The sequence below is a fragment of the Confluentibacter citreus genome (assembly GCF_002807055.1).
In the GTDB taxonomy this organism is placed as follows: Bacteria; Bacteroidota; Bacteroidia; order Flavobacteriales; family Flavobacteriaceae; genus Confluentibacter; species Confluentibacter citreus.
This window is the reverse complement of sequence record NZ_NIXN01000009.1, coordinates 1-19252: the sequence shown is the minus strand read 5'-3', so window position 1 is coordinate 19252 and position 19252 is coordinate 1. Positions and strand designations below refer to the sequence as shown.

19 protein-coding genes are annotated in these 19252 nt (G+C 34.4%); 1 reads left to right on the top strand and 18 read right to left on the bottom strand.

What is annotated here, in order from left to right; translation table 11 throughout:
• Positions 1-28: 28 nt before the first annotated feature.
• The 6 genes from CDH49_RS14005 to mce all read right to left on the bottom strand — a co-directional run bounded on the left by CDH49_RS14005 (position 29) and on the right by mce (position 5577).
• Positions 29-1315: an acetyl-CoA hydrolase/transferase family protein gene (locus CDH49_RS14005; RefSeq protein WP_100616165.1), complete on the bottom strand. Its 1287-nt coding sequence runs from the start codon at positions 1313-1315 to the stop codon at positions 29-31.
• A gap of 48 nt (positions 1316-1363) precedes the next feature.
• A complete protein-coding gene (locus CDH49_RS14000) occupies positions 1364-2683 on the bottom strand; it encodes a sodium ion-translocating decarboxylase subunit beta (protein WP_100616164.1) in 1320 nt (439 codons plus the stop codon).
• A 79-nt stretch (positions 2684-2762) separates the two neighbouring features.
• Positions 2763-3182 (bottom strand): biotin/lipoyl-containing protein, encoded by a 420-nt coding sequence (locus tag CDH49_RS13995; RefSeq protein WP_100616163.1) that lies wholly within the window; start codon positions 3180-3182, stop codon positions 2763-2765.
• A gap of 32 nt (positions 3183-3214) precedes the next feature.
• Positions 3215-3577: an OadG family protein gene (locus CDH49_RS13990; protein WP_100616162.1), complete on the bottom strand. Its 363-nt coding sequence runs from the start codon at positions 3575-3577 to the stop codon at positions 3215-3217.
• Positions 3577-5136: an acyl-CoA carboxylase subunit beta gene (locus tag CDH49_RS13985; protein WP_100616161.1), complete on the bottom strand. Its 1560-nt coding sequence runs from the start codon at positions 5134-5136 to the stop codon at positions 3577-3579. Before CDH49_RS13985 ends, CDH49_RS13990 begins: the two co-directional genes overlap by 1 nt.
• 36 nt (positions 5137-5172) lie before the next feature.
• Positions 5173-5577: a methylmalonyl-CoA epimerase gene (mce, locus tag CDH49_RS13980; protein ID WP_100616331.1), complete on the bottom strand. Its 405-nt coding sequence runs from the start codon at positions 5575-5577 to the stop codon at positions 5173-5175.
• Between the two features lie 249 nt (positions 5578-5826).
• On the opposite strand from mce, the gene CDH49_RS13975 reads away from it, so the two are divergent.
• Positions 5827-7281 carry a mannosyltransferase gene (locus tag CDH49_RS13975; protein WP_100616160.1) on the top strand — a complete coding sequence of 485 codons (1455 nt, stop codon included), beginning with the start codon at positions 5827-5829 and terminating at the stop codon, positions 7279-7281.
• A gap of 22 nt (positions 7282-7303) precedes the next feature.
• Here CDH49_RS13975 and CDH49_RS13970 read toward each other — a convergent pair whose 3' ends face one another.
• From CDH49_RS13970 to CDH49_RS13910, 12 genes are all read right to left on the bottom strand, one after another.
• Positions 7304-7714, bottom strand: coding sequence for a VOC family protein (locus tag CDH49_RS13970; protein ID WP_100616159.1), 411 nt, complete (start codon positions 7712-7714; stop codon positions 7304-7306).
• Positions 7715-7973: 259 nt separating this feature from the next.
• The gene (locus CDH49_RS13960) at positions 7974-8420 is read right to left on the bottom strand and encodes a hypothetical protein (protein WP_100616158.1); all 447 of its coding nucleotides are present in this window, start codon (positions 8418-8420) and stop codon (positions 7974-7976) included.
• A gap of 30 nt (positions 8421-8450) precedes the next feature.
• Entirely contained in the window at positions 8451-9428 is a 978-nt protein-coding gene (locus tag CDH49_RS13955) for a deoxyhypusine synthase family protein (protein WP_100616157.1), read from the bottom strand.
• A complete protein-coding gene (gene speB / locus CDH49_RS13950; RefSeq protein WP_100616156.1) occupies positions 9418-10359 on the bottom strand; it encodes an agmatinase in 942 nt (313 codons plus the stop codon). Before speB ends, CDH49_RS13955 begins: the two co-directional genes overlap by 11 nt.
• A gap of 6 nt (positions 10360-10365) precedes the next feature.
• Positions 10366-11835 (bottom strand): type III PLP-dependent enzyme domain-containing protein, encoded by a 1470-nt coding sequence (locus CDH49_RS13945; RefSeq protein ID WP_239970674.1) that lies wholly within the window; start codon positions 11833-11835, stop codon positions 10366-10368.
• 331 nt (positions 11836-12166) lie between these two features.
• The gene (locus CDH49_RS13940) at positions 12167-13039 is read right to left on the bottom strand and encodes a pseudouridine synthase (protein ID WP_100616155.1); all 873 of its coding nucleotides are present in this window, start codon (positions 13037-13039) and stop codon (positions 12167-12169) included.
• A gap of 87 nt (positions 13040-13126) precedes the next feature.
• Positions 13127-14029 carry a geranylgeranylglycerol-phosphate geranylgeranyltransferase gene (locus CDH49_RS13935; protein WP_100616154.1) on the bottom strand — a complete coding sequence of 301 codons (903 nt, stop codon included), beginning with the start codon at positions 14027-14029 and terminating at the stop codon, positions 13127-13129.
• Between the two features lie 47 nt (positions 14030-14076).
• Positions 14077-15006 (bottom strand): mevalonate kinase family protein, encoded by a 930-nt coding sequence (locus tag CDH49_RS13930; protein ID WP_100616153.1) that lies wholly within the window; start codon positions 15004-15006, stop codon positions 14077-14079.
• A gap of 208 nt (positions 15007-15214) precedes the next feature.
• Positions 15215-16327: a diphosphomevalonate/mevalonate 3,5-bisphosphate decarboxylase family protein gene (locus CDH49_RS13925; RefSeq protein ID WP_100616152.1), complete on the bottom strand. Its 1113-nt coding sequence runs from the start codon at positions 16325-16327 to the stop codon at positions 15215-15217.
• Entirely contained in the window at positions 16328-16864 is a 537-nt protein-coding gene (locus CDH49_RS13920; protein WP_100616151.1) for a DUF1697 domain-containing protein, read from the bottom strand.
• Between the two features lie 232 nt (positions 16865-17096).
• Positions 17097-18308 carry a BaiN/RdsA family NAD(P)/FAD-dependent oxidoreductase gene (locus CDH49_RS13915; RefSeq protein ID WP_100616150.1) on the bottom strand — a complete coding sequence of 404 codons (1212 nt, stop codon included), beginning with the start codon at positions 18306-18308 and terminating at the stop codon, positions 17097-17099.
• Entirely contained in the window at positions 18305-18979 is a 675-nt protein-coding gene (locus CDH49_RS13910; protein ID WP_100616149.1) for a glycerophosphodiester phosphodiesterase, read from the bottom strand. Before CDH49_RS13910 ends, CDH49_RS13915 begins: the two co-directional genes overlap by 4 nt.
• Positions 18980-19252: the final 273 nt, after the last annotated feature.

Sequence of the window (19252 nt, the reverse complement as noted above, 5' to 3'; positions counted from 1 at the left end):
ACGATGTATATTAAACTATATTAATGTCTCAGACGATAATACTACTTCCGAATCTCTCGAAAATAGCAATATCCAATGCTTCTCTATGATCTGGATGCGCAATATCCCTTAACGATTCTGCACGTTGTTTTAAGGTTTTTCCGAATAATTCGGCTACTCCATATTCTGTGACAACAAATCTGGCATGGGCTCGGGTTGTAACAACTCCAGCACCTACTTTTAATGTTGGCACAATTTTAGAAACACCTTTTAATGTAGTGGAAGTTACAGCTATAATTGGTTTTCCACCTTTAGATAAGGCAGCACCTCGCATAAAATCCATTTGACCTCCTACTCCAGAAAACATTCTTGTACCAATAGAATCGGCGCAAACCTGGCCTGTAACATCTATTTCTATAGCGGAATTGATGGCTGTTACTTTCGGATTTTGACGAATGATAGAAGTATCATTAACATACGCAATATCCATCATTTCAATTTCGGCATTATCATCCATAAAATCGTATAATCGTCTGGTTCCCATAGCAAATCCTGAGACTATTTTATAGGGATTTACCTTTTTTTGAGAACCATTTACAATGCCTTTTTCAACTAAATCTACAACACCTTCAGAAAACATTTCTGTATGAACCCCTAAATTTTTATGGTTCATTAAATACGATAGAACGGCATTGGGAATACCACCAATACCCATTTGCAGCGTGGCGCCATCATCAATAATCGCAGCAATATTTTTACCAATCGCTTTTTCTTCTTCAGAAGGCGCTACGAATTTCATTTCATAAATATCCTCATCAACCTCAACGCAAGCATCAAAATGTTTAATGTGCACAATGGCATCACCAAACGTACGTGGCATCTTAGGATTAATCTGCGCGATCACTCTCTTTCCTTGTTCTATACCCGATATGACAATGTCAACCGACACACCTAAAGAACAAAATCCGTGTTTATCTGGAGGTGACACATTCACTAAAACAACATCCAAATCCATATATCCTTCACGGAATAAACTAGGGATGTCACTTAAAAAAATAGGAATGTAATCTGCCGTATCGCCAATCATTTTTCTGATATTTCCTCCAATAAAAAAGGCACTGGTATGAAAACTATCTCTTAATTCTGGAGCTGTGTATCCACATTCCCCTTCGGTATGTAGATGTACTATTTTTACACCTCTTAACTCTGAAGCCCTTGCTACCATAGCTCTGATAAGCGTTTGTGGCGTTGCAGAACCCCCTTGAATTAATACTCTATTTCCTGATTTTATCAATTTCACAGCGTCATCTGCTGTCATTTTATTTGGTAAGTTCATTATTTCTAAACTTTAAAATTTATCTTTTCTTTAACCTATATTATATAACTATCCTAAAAAGCTTAAAATGATACCTGCCGCAATGGCCGAACCAATAACGCCGGCAACATTTGGTGCCATAGCATGCATTAGTAAGTAGTTATGTGGGTCTGCCTTGAGACCTTCAGCATGTACAACTCTTGCACTATCTGGCACTGCAGACACACCTGCTGCACCAATAAGCGGATTAATTTTATCATCGCCTTTAAGGAATAGATTCATGAATTTTGCAAAAAGCAATCCACCTGCCGTTGCTATAACAAATGATATAGCTCCCAAACCAAATATCATCATAGAATCTTTAGTGATAAAAATATCGGCTTGTGTGGATGCCCCAACGGTAACACCTAAAATAATAGTAACAATGTCAATTAATTTAGTACGGGCAGTTTCAGCAAGACGTTCTGTTCTGCCAGATTCCTTTAATAAGTTTCCAAAGAATAACATCCCTAACAATGGCAAGGCACTTGGTGATATAAAGGTGGTTAGCAATAAAGCTACTATAGGGAAAATCATTTTCTCCTTTTGAGATACTGCTCTAGGGGGTTTCATTCGTATTAATCGCTCCTTTTTGGAAGTCAACAATCTCATGATTGGTGGTTGAATAACAGGCACCAATGCCATATACGAATAGGCAGCAATAGCTATGGGCCCTATTAAATTTTTAACGGTAGTACCATCTGCCAAAACATTAATGCCATTAGCCAATTTGGAAGATAGGAAGATAGCTGTTGGTCCATCGGCACCACCAATAATACCAATAGCACCAGCTTCCGGAAGGTTAAAACCTAAGTAAAGAGCTCCCAAAAATGTTGCAAATACACCGATTTGTGCCGCAGCCCCTAGGAGCATTAATTTAGGATTTGCGATAAGCGATGAGAAATCGGTCATAGCACCAATACCTAAAAATATAAGTGGCGGATAAATCCCTTTTACCACTCCGAAATAAAGGTAGTTTAGTACCGATCCTTCTTCATAAATTCCTGTTTGGTATCCTGCGACAAATGGGATATTACCAAGCATAACACCTACGCCGATAGGAATTAAAAGGAGCGGTTCATAATCAAACTTAATGCCTAGATATATAAAAATAATACCTATTAAAATCATTATGATATGTCCCGATTGCGCATTTGCAAACCCTGTGAAATGATAAAATTGCTTCATCCCATCAAAAGCCTCATCTACAAACGTTTTTTCAACCGTAGTATCTACTTGAGAAACCGAAGCCGACACAGTTGTATCTGTAGCATTTGAGCTAAATCCTAACAAGGGTTTTATAAAAATCAGCAGTGATAGAACTCCAAATATTAATATTACTTTTTTCATTGTCTTTTGTTTTGTCATTTCGAAGTATAAAAATGAATCCTTTAGAATGATTTCATTTTATTCGGAATGATATTACTGTTTACTCTAATTCTATCATGACTTCTCCTTGTAACACTTGCTGTCCGACAACCACATTGATAGCCGAAACAACACCTGATTTTTCTGAAGCAATACTATTCTCCATTTTCATGGCTTCAAGGACCAATAATAAATCGTTTTCTTTTACCGTATCGCCTACTTTTACATTGATAGACAATATAACTCCTGGAATGGGTGCTATGATTTTAGCCCTTGATGGAACCGTATTTATCTTCACTGGTTCAATAGCAGCATTGGCTGGTTTTCGAACCAATGTTGGTGTTTTCACCTTTTTTATTTCTTCCTTCATTTTTACAGAATAGGAAGTTCCATTAACCTCTAATTCTATCATATTATTTTCATGCGAAAGAATCTTGACTCCGTAATTATTTTCGTTTATCCTGAATGTGAAATTTTTCATGGTTTTATTTATAAGATTTAAATATTCTTAATCTAAAATCTATTGCTATAAGCACTATATATCTTAGAACTCCAAGGAGAATATAATTTTCTAGCTTGTTTTATGGTTAATATGGCATTTTCTTCATCATGCTGTTCATCTAGATACATATGAATAGCCACAGAAATGGCCGCCGCTATTTCTCCTGTAAAATCCTGATTAACTTTAGGGGAAATATCTTTGACTTTTTTATCTCTTCCTTTGGTTATTATTTTATAGATATAAAGCATAATTGGCAAACCGTATTTAAAAAATACCGTTAGAAGAATCAATCCACTAAAAACAATTAATAACCCTGTAATCAGTATGATGTATCCTTCAACTATGGGATCTGTATATAATAGTATACGTGTCATTATAATGGGATATTAGAGTGTTTTTTAGGTGGATTCACCTCTTTTTTATTAGCCAATAATTCTAAGGCTCTAATGATTCTGAACCTTGTGTTTCTTGGTTCGATAACATCATCGATAAAGCCATATTTAGCAGCCACATAAGGGTTGGCAAACTTGGCGTTATATTCATTTTCTTTTTCTTCGATGTAATGAAGTTTTTCTACTTCATCTACAATTTTACTGATGTTTGAACCTTCCAAAACTTCTACAGCTCCTTTGGCTCCCATAACTGCTATTTCTGCCGTTGGCCAAGCATAGTTTAAGTCACCGCGTAATTGTTTACAGCTCATAACATCATGGGCACCTCCATACGATTTACGAAGTGTAATTGTTACTTTTGGAACGGTTGCTTCACCATAAGCGAACAGTAATTTCGCGCCATGTAAAATAATGCCTCCATATTCTTGTCCTGTACCAGGTAAGAATCCTGGAACATCTACCAAGGTTACCAAGGGGATGTTAAACGCATCACAAAAACGAACAAATCTGGCAGCTTTTCTTGATGATTCGCTATCTAAAACGCCAGCATAATATTTTGGTTGATTGGCAACGATACCAACTGAACGCCCATTAAAACGAGCAAAACCTACCACAATGTTACGAGCATAATTTCTGTGAACTTCTAAAAATTCGCCATTATCTGTAATGGTTGAAATCACATCAATCATATCATATGCCTGATTTGAATTTTCTGGAATGATGGCATTCAATGAATCTTCTAATCTATCAATGGGATCTGAAGTTGCTATGATTGGCGGCTCCTCTAAATTATTTGATGGTAAATAGCTTAATAATTTTCTAATAAGCAATAAATTTTCTTCATCGTTATCTGCCAAAAAATGGGATACACCCGATTTAGTGGAATGAATATGGGCACCTCCCAATTGTTCTGCGGTTACTACTTCGCCTGTAACAGCTTGCACCACTTTGGGACCTGTAACAAACATATAACTTGTTTTGTCTGTCATAATCGTGAAATCCGTTAAAGCCGGAGAATACACAGCACCACCGGCACAAGGCCCTAAAATGGAAGAAATTTGGGGAATGACCCCAGATGCCATGATATTTCTTTGGAAAATTTCGGCATAACCAGCAAGTGAACGAACGCCTTCCTGGATTCTCGCCCCACCACTATCGTTAAGTCCGATTACGGGCACACCAATTTTCATAGCCATATCCATGACTTTACATATTTTTAAAGCATAGGTTTCTGAAAGTGATCCCCCAAATACCGTGAAATCTTGGGAGAACACATAAACAATTCTACCATCAATAGTACCATGTCCTGTAACCACACCATCCGATAGATAAATTTCTTTATCCAATCCAAAGGATTTTGTTCTGTGAGTCACAAACATGTCAAACTCTTCAAAACTATCGTCGTCTAAAAGAATGTTTATTCTTTCTCGAGCAGTTAGCTTTCCTTTAGCATGTTGGGAATCGATACGTTTTATTCCGCCGCCCAATTTAGCTTTTACTCTTTTTTCAATGAGTTCGTTAATTTTATCTTGATTTGCCATTTGTATATTATTTGCTTATCTATTCTTTTCAATGTTTTACTCTTTTGAGCATAATTCCGTAAGTACGCCTAGTGTGGATTTTGGATGTAAAAACCCAATGTTCAATCCCTCTGCCCCTTTTCTAGACACCTTATCAATGAGGGTTACACCCCTTTCTTCTGCTAGTTTCAAAGCATCGGTTGCATTTTTAACAGCAAATGCAATATGATGAATCCCTGGACCCTTTTTCTCTATAAACTTGCCAATGGGCCCGTAAGGCGATGTGCTTTCAAGCAATTCAATTTTTGTATTACCTACCAAAAAAAAGGCTGTCTTCACTTTCTGATCAACAACCTCTTCAATAGAATAGCATGTCATGCCTAAGACATCTTCATAATATTTAATAGATTCCTCTAGATTTTCAACGGCGATTCCTATGTGTTCAATGTGGGAAATATTCATGATATTAATTTTTAAATTAAATTTTATCATTAGATAGTATGTCAAAATTAAAGTAAGGAAGCCTCCTAAATCATGACAGAAGTCATGTATTACATAATATTTCCAATTAATTCAAACTACAACGTTTTAGTAGCATTTATTTTGATTCCCGTTTTCACGGGAATGACAATTTCAACGGAAACCCGACGCTAAGCGTCGAGAAATTCTTTTCGATTAAATTATGCCAAGCAAATAATCTTATATTTGAAAATGCCATTAAATAGTTCCTTTTTTAAACTCTATAAAGCACCTTTACTCTTGGTGGTAGCTAGTTTTTTATTCTATGGATCTTTTGCCTACTATTTAGAGAGAAGTGACTTTACAAAACTCATAATGCTTTACGCAGCGTTGTTTTTTTTGTTTTATAAGCTTGTTACCATATTTAAACATCACATTGGATTTTTAACCTGGATGGCGTTTGGGTTTAGATGTGTCTTTATTCTGGCTATACCCAACCTATCACAAGATTTCTATAGGTTTATATGGGATGGGAGATTAATCGTTGAAGGGATAAATCCTTATATCCATACAGTGGACTCGTTTATTCAAAAAAGCGAATTTCCCGTTTTGCAAGCTCAAGAACTATATCGTGGTATGGGAGAGTTAAACGGAAGTCATTTTTCAAATTATCCTCCCATCAATCAACTTTGCTTTGCTTTTGCAGCCTTATTTGCTGGAAAGAGTGTTTTAGGGTCAGTTATAATATTACGGTTGATAATTATTTGTGCTGATTTTGGAACCCTTTATTTTGGAAAAAAACTATTGGAAAAATTACAATTACCTCTTCACAATATTTTCTGGTATATATTAAACCCATTTATTATTATAGAATTAACTGGTAATCTTCATTTTGAAGGGGTTATGATTTTCTTTTTGGTATGGAGCTTATATTTGCTGCATAAGGGCAAATGGCTGTTTGCTGCTTTTATATTAGGACTTTCAATTTCGGTAAAATTGATTCCTTTAGTATTTCTACCCTTGTTTTATCAGTGGTTTGCTAAACGAAATATGATTTCGAATATAAATAAGAAATTGGATTTTAATAGTGAGTTTGCTTTGTCGTTGCCTCCTCACAATGACGATAGAAAATGGATTTCTAATTTTAATAAACTGACAAAACTGCTTTATTTTTATCTTGTAATAGGCATGACTACACTCTTGTTTTTTGTCCCATTTTATTTTTCAGGATTGATAGACAACTATTCGAAAACCATAGGCTTATGGTTTCATCAATTTGAATTTAATGCCAGTTTATATTATATCGCAAGGGAGATAGGCTACTTATTTAGAGGTTACAACGAAATTTCCACTATTGGAAAAGTGACACCAGTTATTGTTGTTTTATTTGTTTTAATGTTGACCTTTCTAAGAAAAAATAAGACAATGGTTCAGCTAATTACCTCGATGCTTTTGGTTTTGTCCTTTTATTACTTTACAGCAACAACGGTACATCCTTGGTATATAGCAACGCTTTTAGCCTTATCCATTTTTACAAAATACAAATTTCCTTTAGTGTGGAGCTTTGTTATTGTACTTAGTTATTTAGCATACAGTAACCCCAATAACACAGAAAATTTATGGATAATTGCTGTAGAATATTTAATCGTTTATAGTGTGCTTTTTTATGAAATATTCATAAAAAAAGCCACCATAAAGGCAGCTTGATTTAAAATTTATAATAAGTCACCTAGAACTTAAAAACATCTGATGGATTTTTGAAGCTTTTGAATTCTAGCATATAATCATTTGGGTCATTTACAAAAAAGGAGGTATGCTCCCCTAGATTGTCTTTTAAAAATGTGGTTTTATCAACCAACTCCAAATCTTGTTCTTTTAGCTTTGTGTAAACCTCATTCCATGCGTCTAAATCAATGACCACTCCAAAGTGAAATGATGGCAAAATTTTACCTTCAAAAACATAATTAGGACTGCTGAAGTTAAATTTTTCTGCTTTAATAAATGTTATTTGGTGGCCAAATAAATTGATGTCCACCCAACCAAGTGTCGATCTTCCTATGGAAGCTCCTATGCTTGTATAAAATTTCTTGGTATCCCTGACGCTAAGGCAAGGCAAGGACATATGAAATGATGTAACCATAAATCTTAATATTTAAAGTGGTTTTAAACTTTCTATTCTATAAATCAAAAAACCTTCATCGCCATCATCAAACACTTCTACAAAAGATATCCTAAATTCTTTCCCAACCAGAGATGAATCATTTTTTAAATCAAATTATTTTAAAACACGAGGATGTACTTCTTCAAAAACCATATCCTCACCATTATCAAACAAAAACGTATAATAACCGTTTTCGTAAGACTTAAAAACAGCTGTTTCCATTTTACTGAAAAATGATTTAATCTAAATCGTCGTCTTCGTCATCATCTTCATCAATCGGCTCATCTCCGTAGTCTTCATCATCATCTTCACCATCTGAATCATCAACATCATCAACATCATCTGCTTTTTTCACTACCTCATCTTCATCATCATCTTCTACTTCAATACCAATTTCTGGATCTTGAATTGCATCTGGATCATCAGTCGCAAAATCGCCATAATCATCTTCATCATAATTCTCCATGGTTATGGCTAATTTTTTACTAACCTTAACTAAATACTTAGTGTCTTTGGTCGTTACTTCCACAGCCTCAATGATCTCATTACTAGCATTCCTAAATGATATAATTTGATCTTCATCATAACCATCGGGATATTTTTCAACCAATAAAGCCAAAATCTCAGGGGTTAGCTTTTTAAAGTCTACAATAACTCGTTTTAAATTTTCGTTTCTGTTTTTCATTTTTTCAAAAGTTTCAATATAGCATTTTTTTTACATACCCAAAAGGTAAGCAAATATTAAAGGTGCCACAATAGTTGCATCGCTTTCTATTATAAATTTAGGGGTGGTAATATCAAGTTTCCCCCATGTAATTTTTTCATTTGGAACAGCACCAGAATACGAGCCGTAACTTGTTGTTGAGTCGCTGATTTGGCAAAAATAACTCCAAAAAGGGATGTCGTGCATTTCCATATCTTGGTAAAGCATTGGCACAACACATATTGGAAAATCGCCAGCAATACCGCCTCCAATTTGAAAGAAGCCGACACCTTTTCCTGTTGAATTTTTTGGATACCAATCCGCTAACCACATCATATATTCTATACCACCCTTCGTCGTTGTTGCCTTAAATTCTCCTTTAATACAATAAGAAGCAAAAATATTTCCCATTGTACTGTCTTCCCATCCTGGCACTATAATAGGTAAGTTTTTTTCAGCCGCAGCAATCATCCAAGAGTCTTTTGGGTCAATTTCATAATACTGTTCCAAAACACCCGAATTCAACATTTGGTACATAAACTCATGTGGGAAATAACGTTCCCCAGATTTATCTGCTTTATTCCAAATATTATATAAATGTGATTGTAATCTTCTAAATGCTTCTTCCTCAGGAATACAAGTATCGGTAACGCGATTATAATGATTTTCCAATAAATCCCATTCTTCTTGCGGTGATAAATCCCTGTAATTAGGCACACGCTTATATGAATTGTGCGCTACTAAATTCATAATATCTTCTTCAAGATTGGCACCTGTACAAGATATAATGTGAATTTTATCTTGACGGATCATTTCTGCTAACGACTTACCTAACTCTGCTGTACTCATAGCACCTGCCAAGGTCACCATCATTTTTCCACCTTCCAGCAAATGCGTTTCATAACCTTTTGCGGCATCAACCAAAGCGGCAGCATTAAAATGTAAATAATGATGTTCTATGAATTGTGATATCGGGCCTTTAGTAGTCATCGTCTTCTTCAAATTTAGAATTACTGTTTTTGTTTACAAATGAATTATCAAAGGAATTATCGTAGCTATCTCCTGCATCTTCATTTTGAAATTTGTAACTAATCATTTTATTATAAAGTCTTGCCACCAAAGCATCAGACGCCTTATTATTTTGGTTAGGACAAAATTCCATAATATCAAAACCTACAACATTTTTTTCAGCAAAAACCTGTTTTAGAAAATCCAATGTTTCATACCAAAACAAGCCTCCAGGTTCTGGATGCCCACTATTTGGCATGATGGAAATATCTAAAGCTGATACATCAAATGTAATAAAAACATTCTCGGTCATTTGGTCGATGGCACTGTCCATCCACGTATCATCAACAGCCATTTCATGAGCAAAATATGTTTTTTCTTCATCCATGAATGTTTTTTCAATAACATCCATAGAACGAATGCCAACTTGAATTAAGTTGGTTGTTTGGCTGGCTTCGTACGCTGCGCAAGCACTATTAAATGAAGATCCTTTGTAGGTTTTATTTAGATTGGCATGAGCATCCAAATGCAAAACTGTTAGATTGTTGAAAGTTTCATTAAACGCACGTATGGTTCCTATAGACACCGCGTGATCACCTCCAAAAATAGTTACAAACTTATTTCTTTTGATATATTTTTTTGTGGTTTCATGTACTGCTTTCACCATAGCTTCTGGAGAGCTATTCTCTTTAACAGCCTCTGCTAAATAGATACCTTGTTTATAAACTTCAGTAGCTGTTTCAATATCATAAAGCCCTATATTTTCTGAAGCCTCTAAAAATGCTTCCGGACCTTTGTTTGCAGCATTATCCGATGTACCTGTTCCCTCATAAGGAACTGGTATTAATACTACTTTTGCGCTTTCTAATTTTGCGAATTCTTCTGGAATTCCCGCGTAGGTTTTAATTTTCATTGCTAATTATTTTAATTTATTGGCTAATTGTATCTTGCCATTAACAGATGTCGCTAATACGTTAGTTTCATCAGTTTGGCTAACATCATAACCTAAAATTTTAAGTAAGTCTTCACTTTTTTGTTGTTCACTAAATAATTCTGTAGTTAAATTGCCGTCTTCGTCCCTATCAATCAAAATATGTTTTGGCGATGGAATTAAACAGTGTTGCAAGCCACCAAAACCACCTATGGTTTCTTGATAAGCCCCCGTGTTAAAAAAACCAATATACAAAGGTTTTTCTCTATTATATTTTGGTAAATAAATAGCGTTCATATGTTGTTCACTATTATAATAATCATCACTATCACAAGTTAAACCACCTAATAAAACCCGCTCGTAACTATCGTTCCATCTATTGACTGGCAGCATCACAAAACGCTTATTAATAGCCCATGTATCTGGCAACGTCGTAATAAAAGAGGAATTAATCATGTTCCACTTTTCCCTATCATTTTGTTGCTTTTGGTACAACACCTCATAAATGGCACCGCCACTTTCACCAACTGTAAAACTTCCAAACTCCGTAAAAATATTTGGCACTTCCACTTCTTCTTCCTCGCAAACCAACTTTATTTGGTTGATGATTTCATCAACCATGTATTGATAATCAAAATCGAATGCCAAAGAGTTTTTAATGGGAAATCCGCCGCCAATATTCAAACTGTCCAATGTTGGGCAAATACGTTTCAAACTGGTGTACACCTTTAAACATTTCAATAATTCGTTCCAGTAATAGGCATTATCCCTAATTCCTGTATTGATAAAGAAGTGAAGCATTTTAAGCTTTACCCTTTTATTTTCTTTTATCTGTGCTCTATAAAAAGGCACGATATTTTTATATCCAATACCTAAACGCGAGGTATAAAACTCGAATTTTGGTTCTTCTTCCGAAGCAATTCGAATGCCTATGTTAAAGCGTCCTTTAATCTCTTTTGAAAGTAAATCAATTTCTTCGTAATTATCGATAATAGGAATGCAGTTTTTATGACCTCCGTTTATTAGTTTAGCAATGTTTGTAACATATTGCGCTCTTTTAAATCCATTACTGATCACATACGTTTTATCTGTAATTTTTCCTTCTTTCTTAAGATTCTGAACAATATCAATATCAAAGGCAGATGATGTTTCTATGTGGATATCATTTTTTAAAGCTTCATTTAAAACGTGTTTAAAATGAGAACTTTTTGTACAGTAGCAATAATTATACTTCCCCTTGTAATGATGCTTTTTTAAGGCACTGGCAAACCACGATTTTGCTCTGTTTATATTGTTTGAGATTTGTGGCAAATAGGTAAACTTTAACGGCGTTCCGTAATCTTCTACCAACTGCATTAAGTCTATGCCGTGAAATTGTAAATTTTTATCTTCTAGTTTGAATTCTTCTTGTGGAAAATAAAATGATTGATTTATTAGATCTATATACTTAGTATTCATCCGTTTTTTCGATATGATAGATTTATATTAATTTTTTAAAGTTATGAAACATATGTTTCTAATCAAATAATATTTTCTATATATCAAATTTGTATTTGACTTTGGGTCGTAGGAATAAAGGCGTATTTATGTTGGCTACCAACAATAGGATATACGGAAGTTAGCTTTAAATTTCGGTTACTTTTCCTGTAAGCAGCCTTTGAAAATAACTTCTTAATTTCCAAAAGCCCGAAGATACAAACACGTTTCAATTTGTTCAGCATTTACTTTACAAATGAAACACATTTTTTTTTATTTTTTTAAAAAAAATGTTATTTTTTATCATCATGAATTAAAGCATTTTAAACGTATTTAACTCTTGCTCACTTAGGTGTTTCCAATGACCGCGAGGCAAGTCTTTTTTGGTAAGATGTCCAATAGCAACACAATCTAAACTCACAATCTCATATTTTAAGTAATCAAATATGGATCGTATAATGGTATTACCTGTATTTTTTATTTTTAAGCCGATTTCATTTTTAGAAGCACCGTCTATATAACTAATTTCTTCAACCGCTATCAATTTTCCTTCAATTTTAAAACCAGTTTGAATTTTTTTTAAGTCTTCTAACTTTAAATTTTTATCAAGTTCGATATGAAATAATCTAGCAATCCCATTTTTGGAATTTGTAAATTTCTCCACAATAGCATCATCATTGGTAAACAATAACAAACCTAATGAATTCCTGCCCAAACGACCGATGGGTTTTATACGCGATGTTGTAGCATTGGCAACCAAATCCATTACGGTTCTTCCTTTTCCTTCACTGGTTGTAGTAGCAAATCCTTTGGGTTTATTAAGTAACACATAGGCTTTTTTTTCTGGATTTACGCGGGCTCCATCATATCTAACCTCATCATCAAGCTTTACCTTATAACCCATTTCGGTTACTACTTTCCCGTTTACAGATACCAAACCAGTAGCAATGTGTACATCAGCATCACGTCTGGAACAAATACCAGAATTGGCAATATATTTATTTAAACGAATTTCATTTGGGTTGGATTTATGGGCCGATGTAGCTTTTGTTGAGCTAGATGGTTTTGTGAATCCTCCCTGATTTTTCAAAGGTGCATTGCCTCTTGAATAACTGTTTTTGCGACTAGATTCACCTCCTCTTCCTGAACTTTTCTCATTGCCTTTATCTCCTTGATGCCTACTCATAACGTAATTATTTTTTGCAAAGATATGTTTAAATTTATGATTGACGATTTTTGAATTGATGATTTGTTAATTGAAGAAAAATACATCTTATATATGTTTTAAAATCAAATTAACATCTATCAATAAAATACTGAAAATACCTGAAAGAATAATTAATTTTAAGATGTTATGAAGTATCAAATAATGAATTTTAGTTTTAGATTTCCATACCAATAACATAAAAAACAGTAAAAAAATAAAGCTTAAATAAAAGTAAATATACATGCGGCCGACTTCAAATTTGTATACCAAAAGATATATGGGGACTAACGTCAAGCATGTTAAAATAGTGAGCATTATTTTTGATGCTTTTTCACCATAAACAATTGGGATTGTTTTATAATCAAGTGCCAAATCGCCTTTTAGGTTTTCTAAATCCTTGGTTAACTCTCTCATGGAAATGATTAAAAACAAGAACATGGCATGCACGAAAATAACAGTTTCAAAATTTTTGTAGTAAATGAATATGACAAAAAAGGGCGTGATTGTTAAAATAGCCGATGTGATATTACCTATAAAAGGCAGTTTTTTTAACTTGTGTGAATAAAACCAAATCCCGAAAATATATGCCGAAAAGAAAATCACGGCATTAAAGGATACATAGCTTGCCATAACCACAGCCATAAAATTCAATACAAAATAGAATGATAATTTGGTATTTTGGCTCACCAATCGGTCAATCATGGATTTTTGCGGTCTATTAATCAAATCCTTTTCTGAATCGTAGAAATTATTGATGATATAACCACCCGCTATGGTGGCAGCCGATGCCAAAACCAACATTAATAAATTTACATCAAAAATAACTTGACGCACGGGCTTACCATGTGCAAAAATATAAATAGATGTGATGTATTGGGCTATGACAACAACAAGTATGTTGTAGCCTCTTACCACAGAAAACATACTGAAAAATTTAAGTAGAATATGTTTCTGTCTTCGGCTTAGCATAAAAAAAATTAAATATACCCTTGAGATGAACCCAAAATGACAGAAGTTTAGAAGTTGTAAACCACCTCTAATTTATAATCTTTAAGGGCTTGTTTAGCTTTATCGATATCTTCAGTAAAACCAAGTATATAACCGCCTCCGCCAGAACCACAAAGCTTTAAATAGTAGTCATTGGTCTTAATACCTTTTTCCCAAAGCTCATGAAATTCCTGCGGAATCATAGGCTTAAAATGGTTAAGAACCACTTTTGATAATCGTTTTGTATTTTTAAACAACGATTTTATATCGCCATTTAAAAAATCATCTACACAGGCATCCGTATGCTTTATAAATTGGTCTTTTAGCATGTTACGGAATCCTTCCTGTTTCATGTTTTCCATAAAAATACTTACCATGGGGGCTGTTTCCCCAATAATGCCACTGTCTAATAAAAACACGGCATTTTTGCCTTCACTTTTTTGCGAAGGAATCCCTGTAGCTTCAATATTATCTTGGGAATTAATAAGTATAGGAATGCTTAAATAACTATTTAAAGGATCCAAGCCAGAAGATTTTCCATGGAAAAAAGATTCCATAGCCGAAAAAATGGCTTTAAGTGTCAACAATTTTTCACGAGTTAGATTCTCTAAAACCGTAATCTTATTTTGGGCATATTTATCATAAATAGCGGCAACCAAAGCACCACTGCTACCAACGCCATAACCTTGTGGAATGGAGGAATCAAAATACATACCTTTAGTAACATCTTGCTTGAGTTGCTCAATATCGAATTGCACTAACCCAGAATCCATGCTCTCTAAGTAACTAACAAAACGTTTTAAACTTTCATTAGATTTTACGGCAATTTCTGAAGGATGCTCATCTACTTTTAAGGCTCCATTATAAAAATTATAAGGAATGGATAATCCTTTGGAATCCTTAATGATGCCATATTCTCCAAAGAGTAAAATTTTTGAGTAAAATAAAGGTCCCTTCATAAATTAATTAGTAATGAGCAATGAATAATTAACGATTATTTTTGTTTGATGCTTTTCAGTTTTAATAATTCTTTAATATCTATCTGAATACTAAGATACTCCGAATTATTTAAACAACCTGTTTCTTTTAATAAATCTGCTTGCAAAGATATAACATTTGATTTTGCTATATTATCTTTATTAATTAACAATTAACACTTATCCATTATTAATTATTAATCGAAATTACTACTTGCTTAGCCCCAAAACCAATTTTATCGACAATATAATGTGCATTCTCGATATACGCAACTAACTCATTATTAATAAATTCAAGAATCGGTGCACTTTCATTTTCTGGATAGAGCACATGTACATTGGCGCCGGCATCTAAAGTAAATCCAATATGGAGTCCGGTTGCTTTTCTAAACGCCCATATTTTATTGATGATTTCAAGTGTATTGGGTTTCATTAGGATAAAATATGGCATGCTCGTCATCATCATCGCATGCAATGTTAAGGCTTCACTTTCTACCAATTCTATAAACGCATTTAAGTTTCCAGACTCTAAAATACCCATTAATGCATTTAGATTATTATGGGCTTGTTTGAAGCGCTCTTGCGCAAATGGATGGTTGTACATTAAATTATGACCAACGGTGCTACTAACCTGCTTTTCTCCTTTATCAACTAGCAGAATAGTATCTTGGTAATTCTTGAAATTTTTATGGATTTTATACGGATATTTTATGCCAAATAAATCATTACTCCCCGCAATGTTTTCATGTTTTCCCCAAACAACCAAATCGCCTTCAATGCTTCTACAGGCACTTCCAGAGCCTAATCTTGCTAGGAAAGATGCTTTTTTGTTGAAGTAATTTTCATCTATGTTGTCAATCAACTGTTTTTCCAAACTCATTAGGCACAATGCCAAAGCGCTCATTCCCGAAGCCGAAGACGCAATCCCTGAACTATGCGGAAACGTATTGGTCGTTTCAATTTTAAAATGGTAATCCTTTAAGAAAGGTAAATAAAGCTCTATCCGTTTGAAAAACGTTTCTATTTTTGGTTTAAAATCGTCTTTCTTTTCTCCATCTAAAAACACTTCAAAAGAGAATTCTTTATCATTTTCTTTCTTTGAAAAATACAAGGTTGTTATGGTTTTGCAATCCGTCAACGTAAAACTTATGGATGGATTTTCAGGTATTTGGCCTTTCTTTTTCCCCCAATATTTTACCAACGCAATGTTACTCGGCGACTCCCAAGTCACTTTACCACTTTCAAGAGTTTTCGCAATGTCCCGATAATTATCGGGATTTGGAATAAATTGGTGTTCGGTCATTTAATCAATTTCTGCTGACAAAGATAATAACTTTAGCATTGTGTTGTAATTTCTAGATGTTCCAATCACTTTTAACTTTCGCTCAAACGTATTCATGTTGAATTTTGATTGTCCATAACCTGTTGAACAATAAAAATACAGCGCATCTTTTTTGATGATGATCTCCTCATTTTCATAAGCTATTTGTAGAGCATCGCTAACCAATTGGGCGTCGGGAATTTTATTTAACATAACAAAAAAGCTATGCTCTTTTTTATCTTTTGGAAACGGACAATCATTTAAAATGGTTTGCAATTCGTCTGGTGTTTTCACAATCACGGAAACTTCAAATCCGAAATAACCCAAAATACTCTTTTTAATGGTTTCTTCTAATTGGGTAGCTTTTTCTGAAGATTGAAAAATAACGTTACCACTTTGTATGTAGGTTTGAACCTGCGTAAGTCCCGATGTTGTGAGTAATTCACGTAATGTTGCCATGGGCACTTTTTTATGTCCGCCCACGTTAATACCCCGTAAAAGTGCGATGTATGTTTTCATTTTTTTTTGCCACGAATTACACTAATTTGCACAAATTTTAATAATTCTAAAAAAAATAACACAAATTTTATCTGCCTTTAGCAGATTCGTGGAATATTATAACATCCAAATTTGTGTTTTTCGTGACCCAAGCAACAACGATCAGGCAAAGCAAATTCGTGGCTGATTTTTTATTTCTGAAACTGGTGCCTTAAAAACACACCCCTTAATCCCCTCTTATTGTAGGGGAGACTTATCGTGACATTGATTGAGCAGCAAGGTAAGCACTAGTCCATGCATTTTGGAAATTAAAACCTCCTGTAACGGCATCAATATTCAAGACTTCACCAGCAAAGTATAACTGCGGAACCAATTTACTTTCAAAAGTCTTAAAATTAACTTCTTTAAGTTCAACACCGCCCGCCGTTACAAACTCTTCCTTAAACGTGCTTTTTCCATCCACATTAAAAATGGCTTGCGTTAATTGCGATGCTAAGGTTTCCAATTGGTCTTTATTTAAATCTGCCCAACGGGTTTCATGATCCATTTTAGAAGCCAACACCAGTTTTTGCCAAAGCCGTTTGGGCACATCAAATTGAGCGGATTTATACACTGTTTTTTTAGCTAACTCTAGCTTCAATTCTTTTAAAATATCCAAACAATCTTCAAAAGAGGTGTTTATAAAATTAATAACTATTTTAAATTTATAATCCCGTTTTGCCAATTCCAAAGCACCAAAAGCCGATAGTTTTAATATGGCTGGTGCGCTCATGCCCCAATGGGTGATGAGTAAGGGGCCGCTACTTTCTAAAGCACTATCAGCCACTTTAACCAAAACGTTATTTACCACCACACCTGGAATATCTTGAATACGCTCATCTTTAATATTGAAGGTGAATAAGGATGGCACCGGACTGGAAATGGTATGTCCTAAATCTTCCAAAAGCTTCCATATTTTTGGGTTGTTTCCTGTGGCTATCAATACTTTTTTGGATGTAAATACCCCTTGATTGGTGTCAACAACAAATGCCTCAGATTCTTTTTGAATGGATTTTACCGCGTGATTCATTAAAACCGCCACCTTATGTTTTTTGGCCTCATTTAAAAAACAATCAATGATGGTTTGTGAGGAATCGGTTGTGGGGAACATGCGTCCGTCATCTTCTATTTTTAAAGCAACGCCACGTTTTTCGAACCAGTCTATGGTATCGCCCGTCATGAATTGATGAAACGGTCCTAATAATTCCTTTTCCCCTCTAGGATAATTCAACACCAATTCCTGTGGAATAAACTCGGCGTGCGTCACGTTACACCTGCCACCGCCAGACACTTTTACTTTGGTCAGCACCTCTTTGCCGCGCTCTAAAATGGCCACTTTAAGCTTGGGGTTTTGCTCTGCGATGTTAATAGCAGCAAAAAACCCGGCAGCGCCACCGCCAATGATGAGCACGTCTTTTTCTGTCATAATCTATCTGGAAAATCAGAAATAATACCATCTACCTCATAAGATTTGATACGCTTGATAGGTTTTAAGTTATTGACCGTCCATGTAAAGACTTTAAAATCTTCTTTTAAATTGGCAACAATTTCTTCGGTTAACATGGTATAATCGGGGTGAATGGAATAGGCATTTATGGTTTTTGCGAAATTAACGGCTTCTTCCAAATTGGTATCGGTAAGCACGCCTAAAGGAATTTTTTTATTGACTTTATAGACCGTTTCCAATAAATTGTATTGAAAACTGGACACAATAATATTACTATAATCCCACCCTTTTTTTTCAATATAAAAATCGATGAGTCGGCTCGCTTCTTTAGGAGTATCTTGACCTTTTAATTCGATGTTCAGCAAGCATTTATTGTTTACAAACGCCATCACTTCAGATAAAGTTGGAATTTGGCAATGCCCCTTCACTTCTACTTTTTTCAATTGTTTTAAAGTGAATTTTGAAATTTCACCCGACGTATTCGTCATTCTATCTAAGGTGAAATCATGAAAAACCACTAGCTCGCCAGACGCACATCGGTGCACATCAATCTCAATACCATCCACTCCCAATTGCAATGCTTTTTTAATGGATTCTAAGGTGTTTTCTGAAAGATGCCCTTTGGCGCCACGATGTCCTATTTTTTTCATTATTTTATATATATTGTCTGGTTTGGTAAGATAGAATAGGCATAGGATCTGGTTGTTTGGTATTAACACATTCAAAATATGCGTATTTCATTTGGTAAAAATACGAATATCGTAAGATGTTTTTAGTAGCATTTTTATTACATTGATATAATTTTTTAATTTGTAAAAATTATCTTATATTTGATATTATAATAAACCCGAAATGAGGAACAAAAAGCCCTATTATCCCGAAATATTTAATGAATAATGAATATATTTACCCACATATAGCCA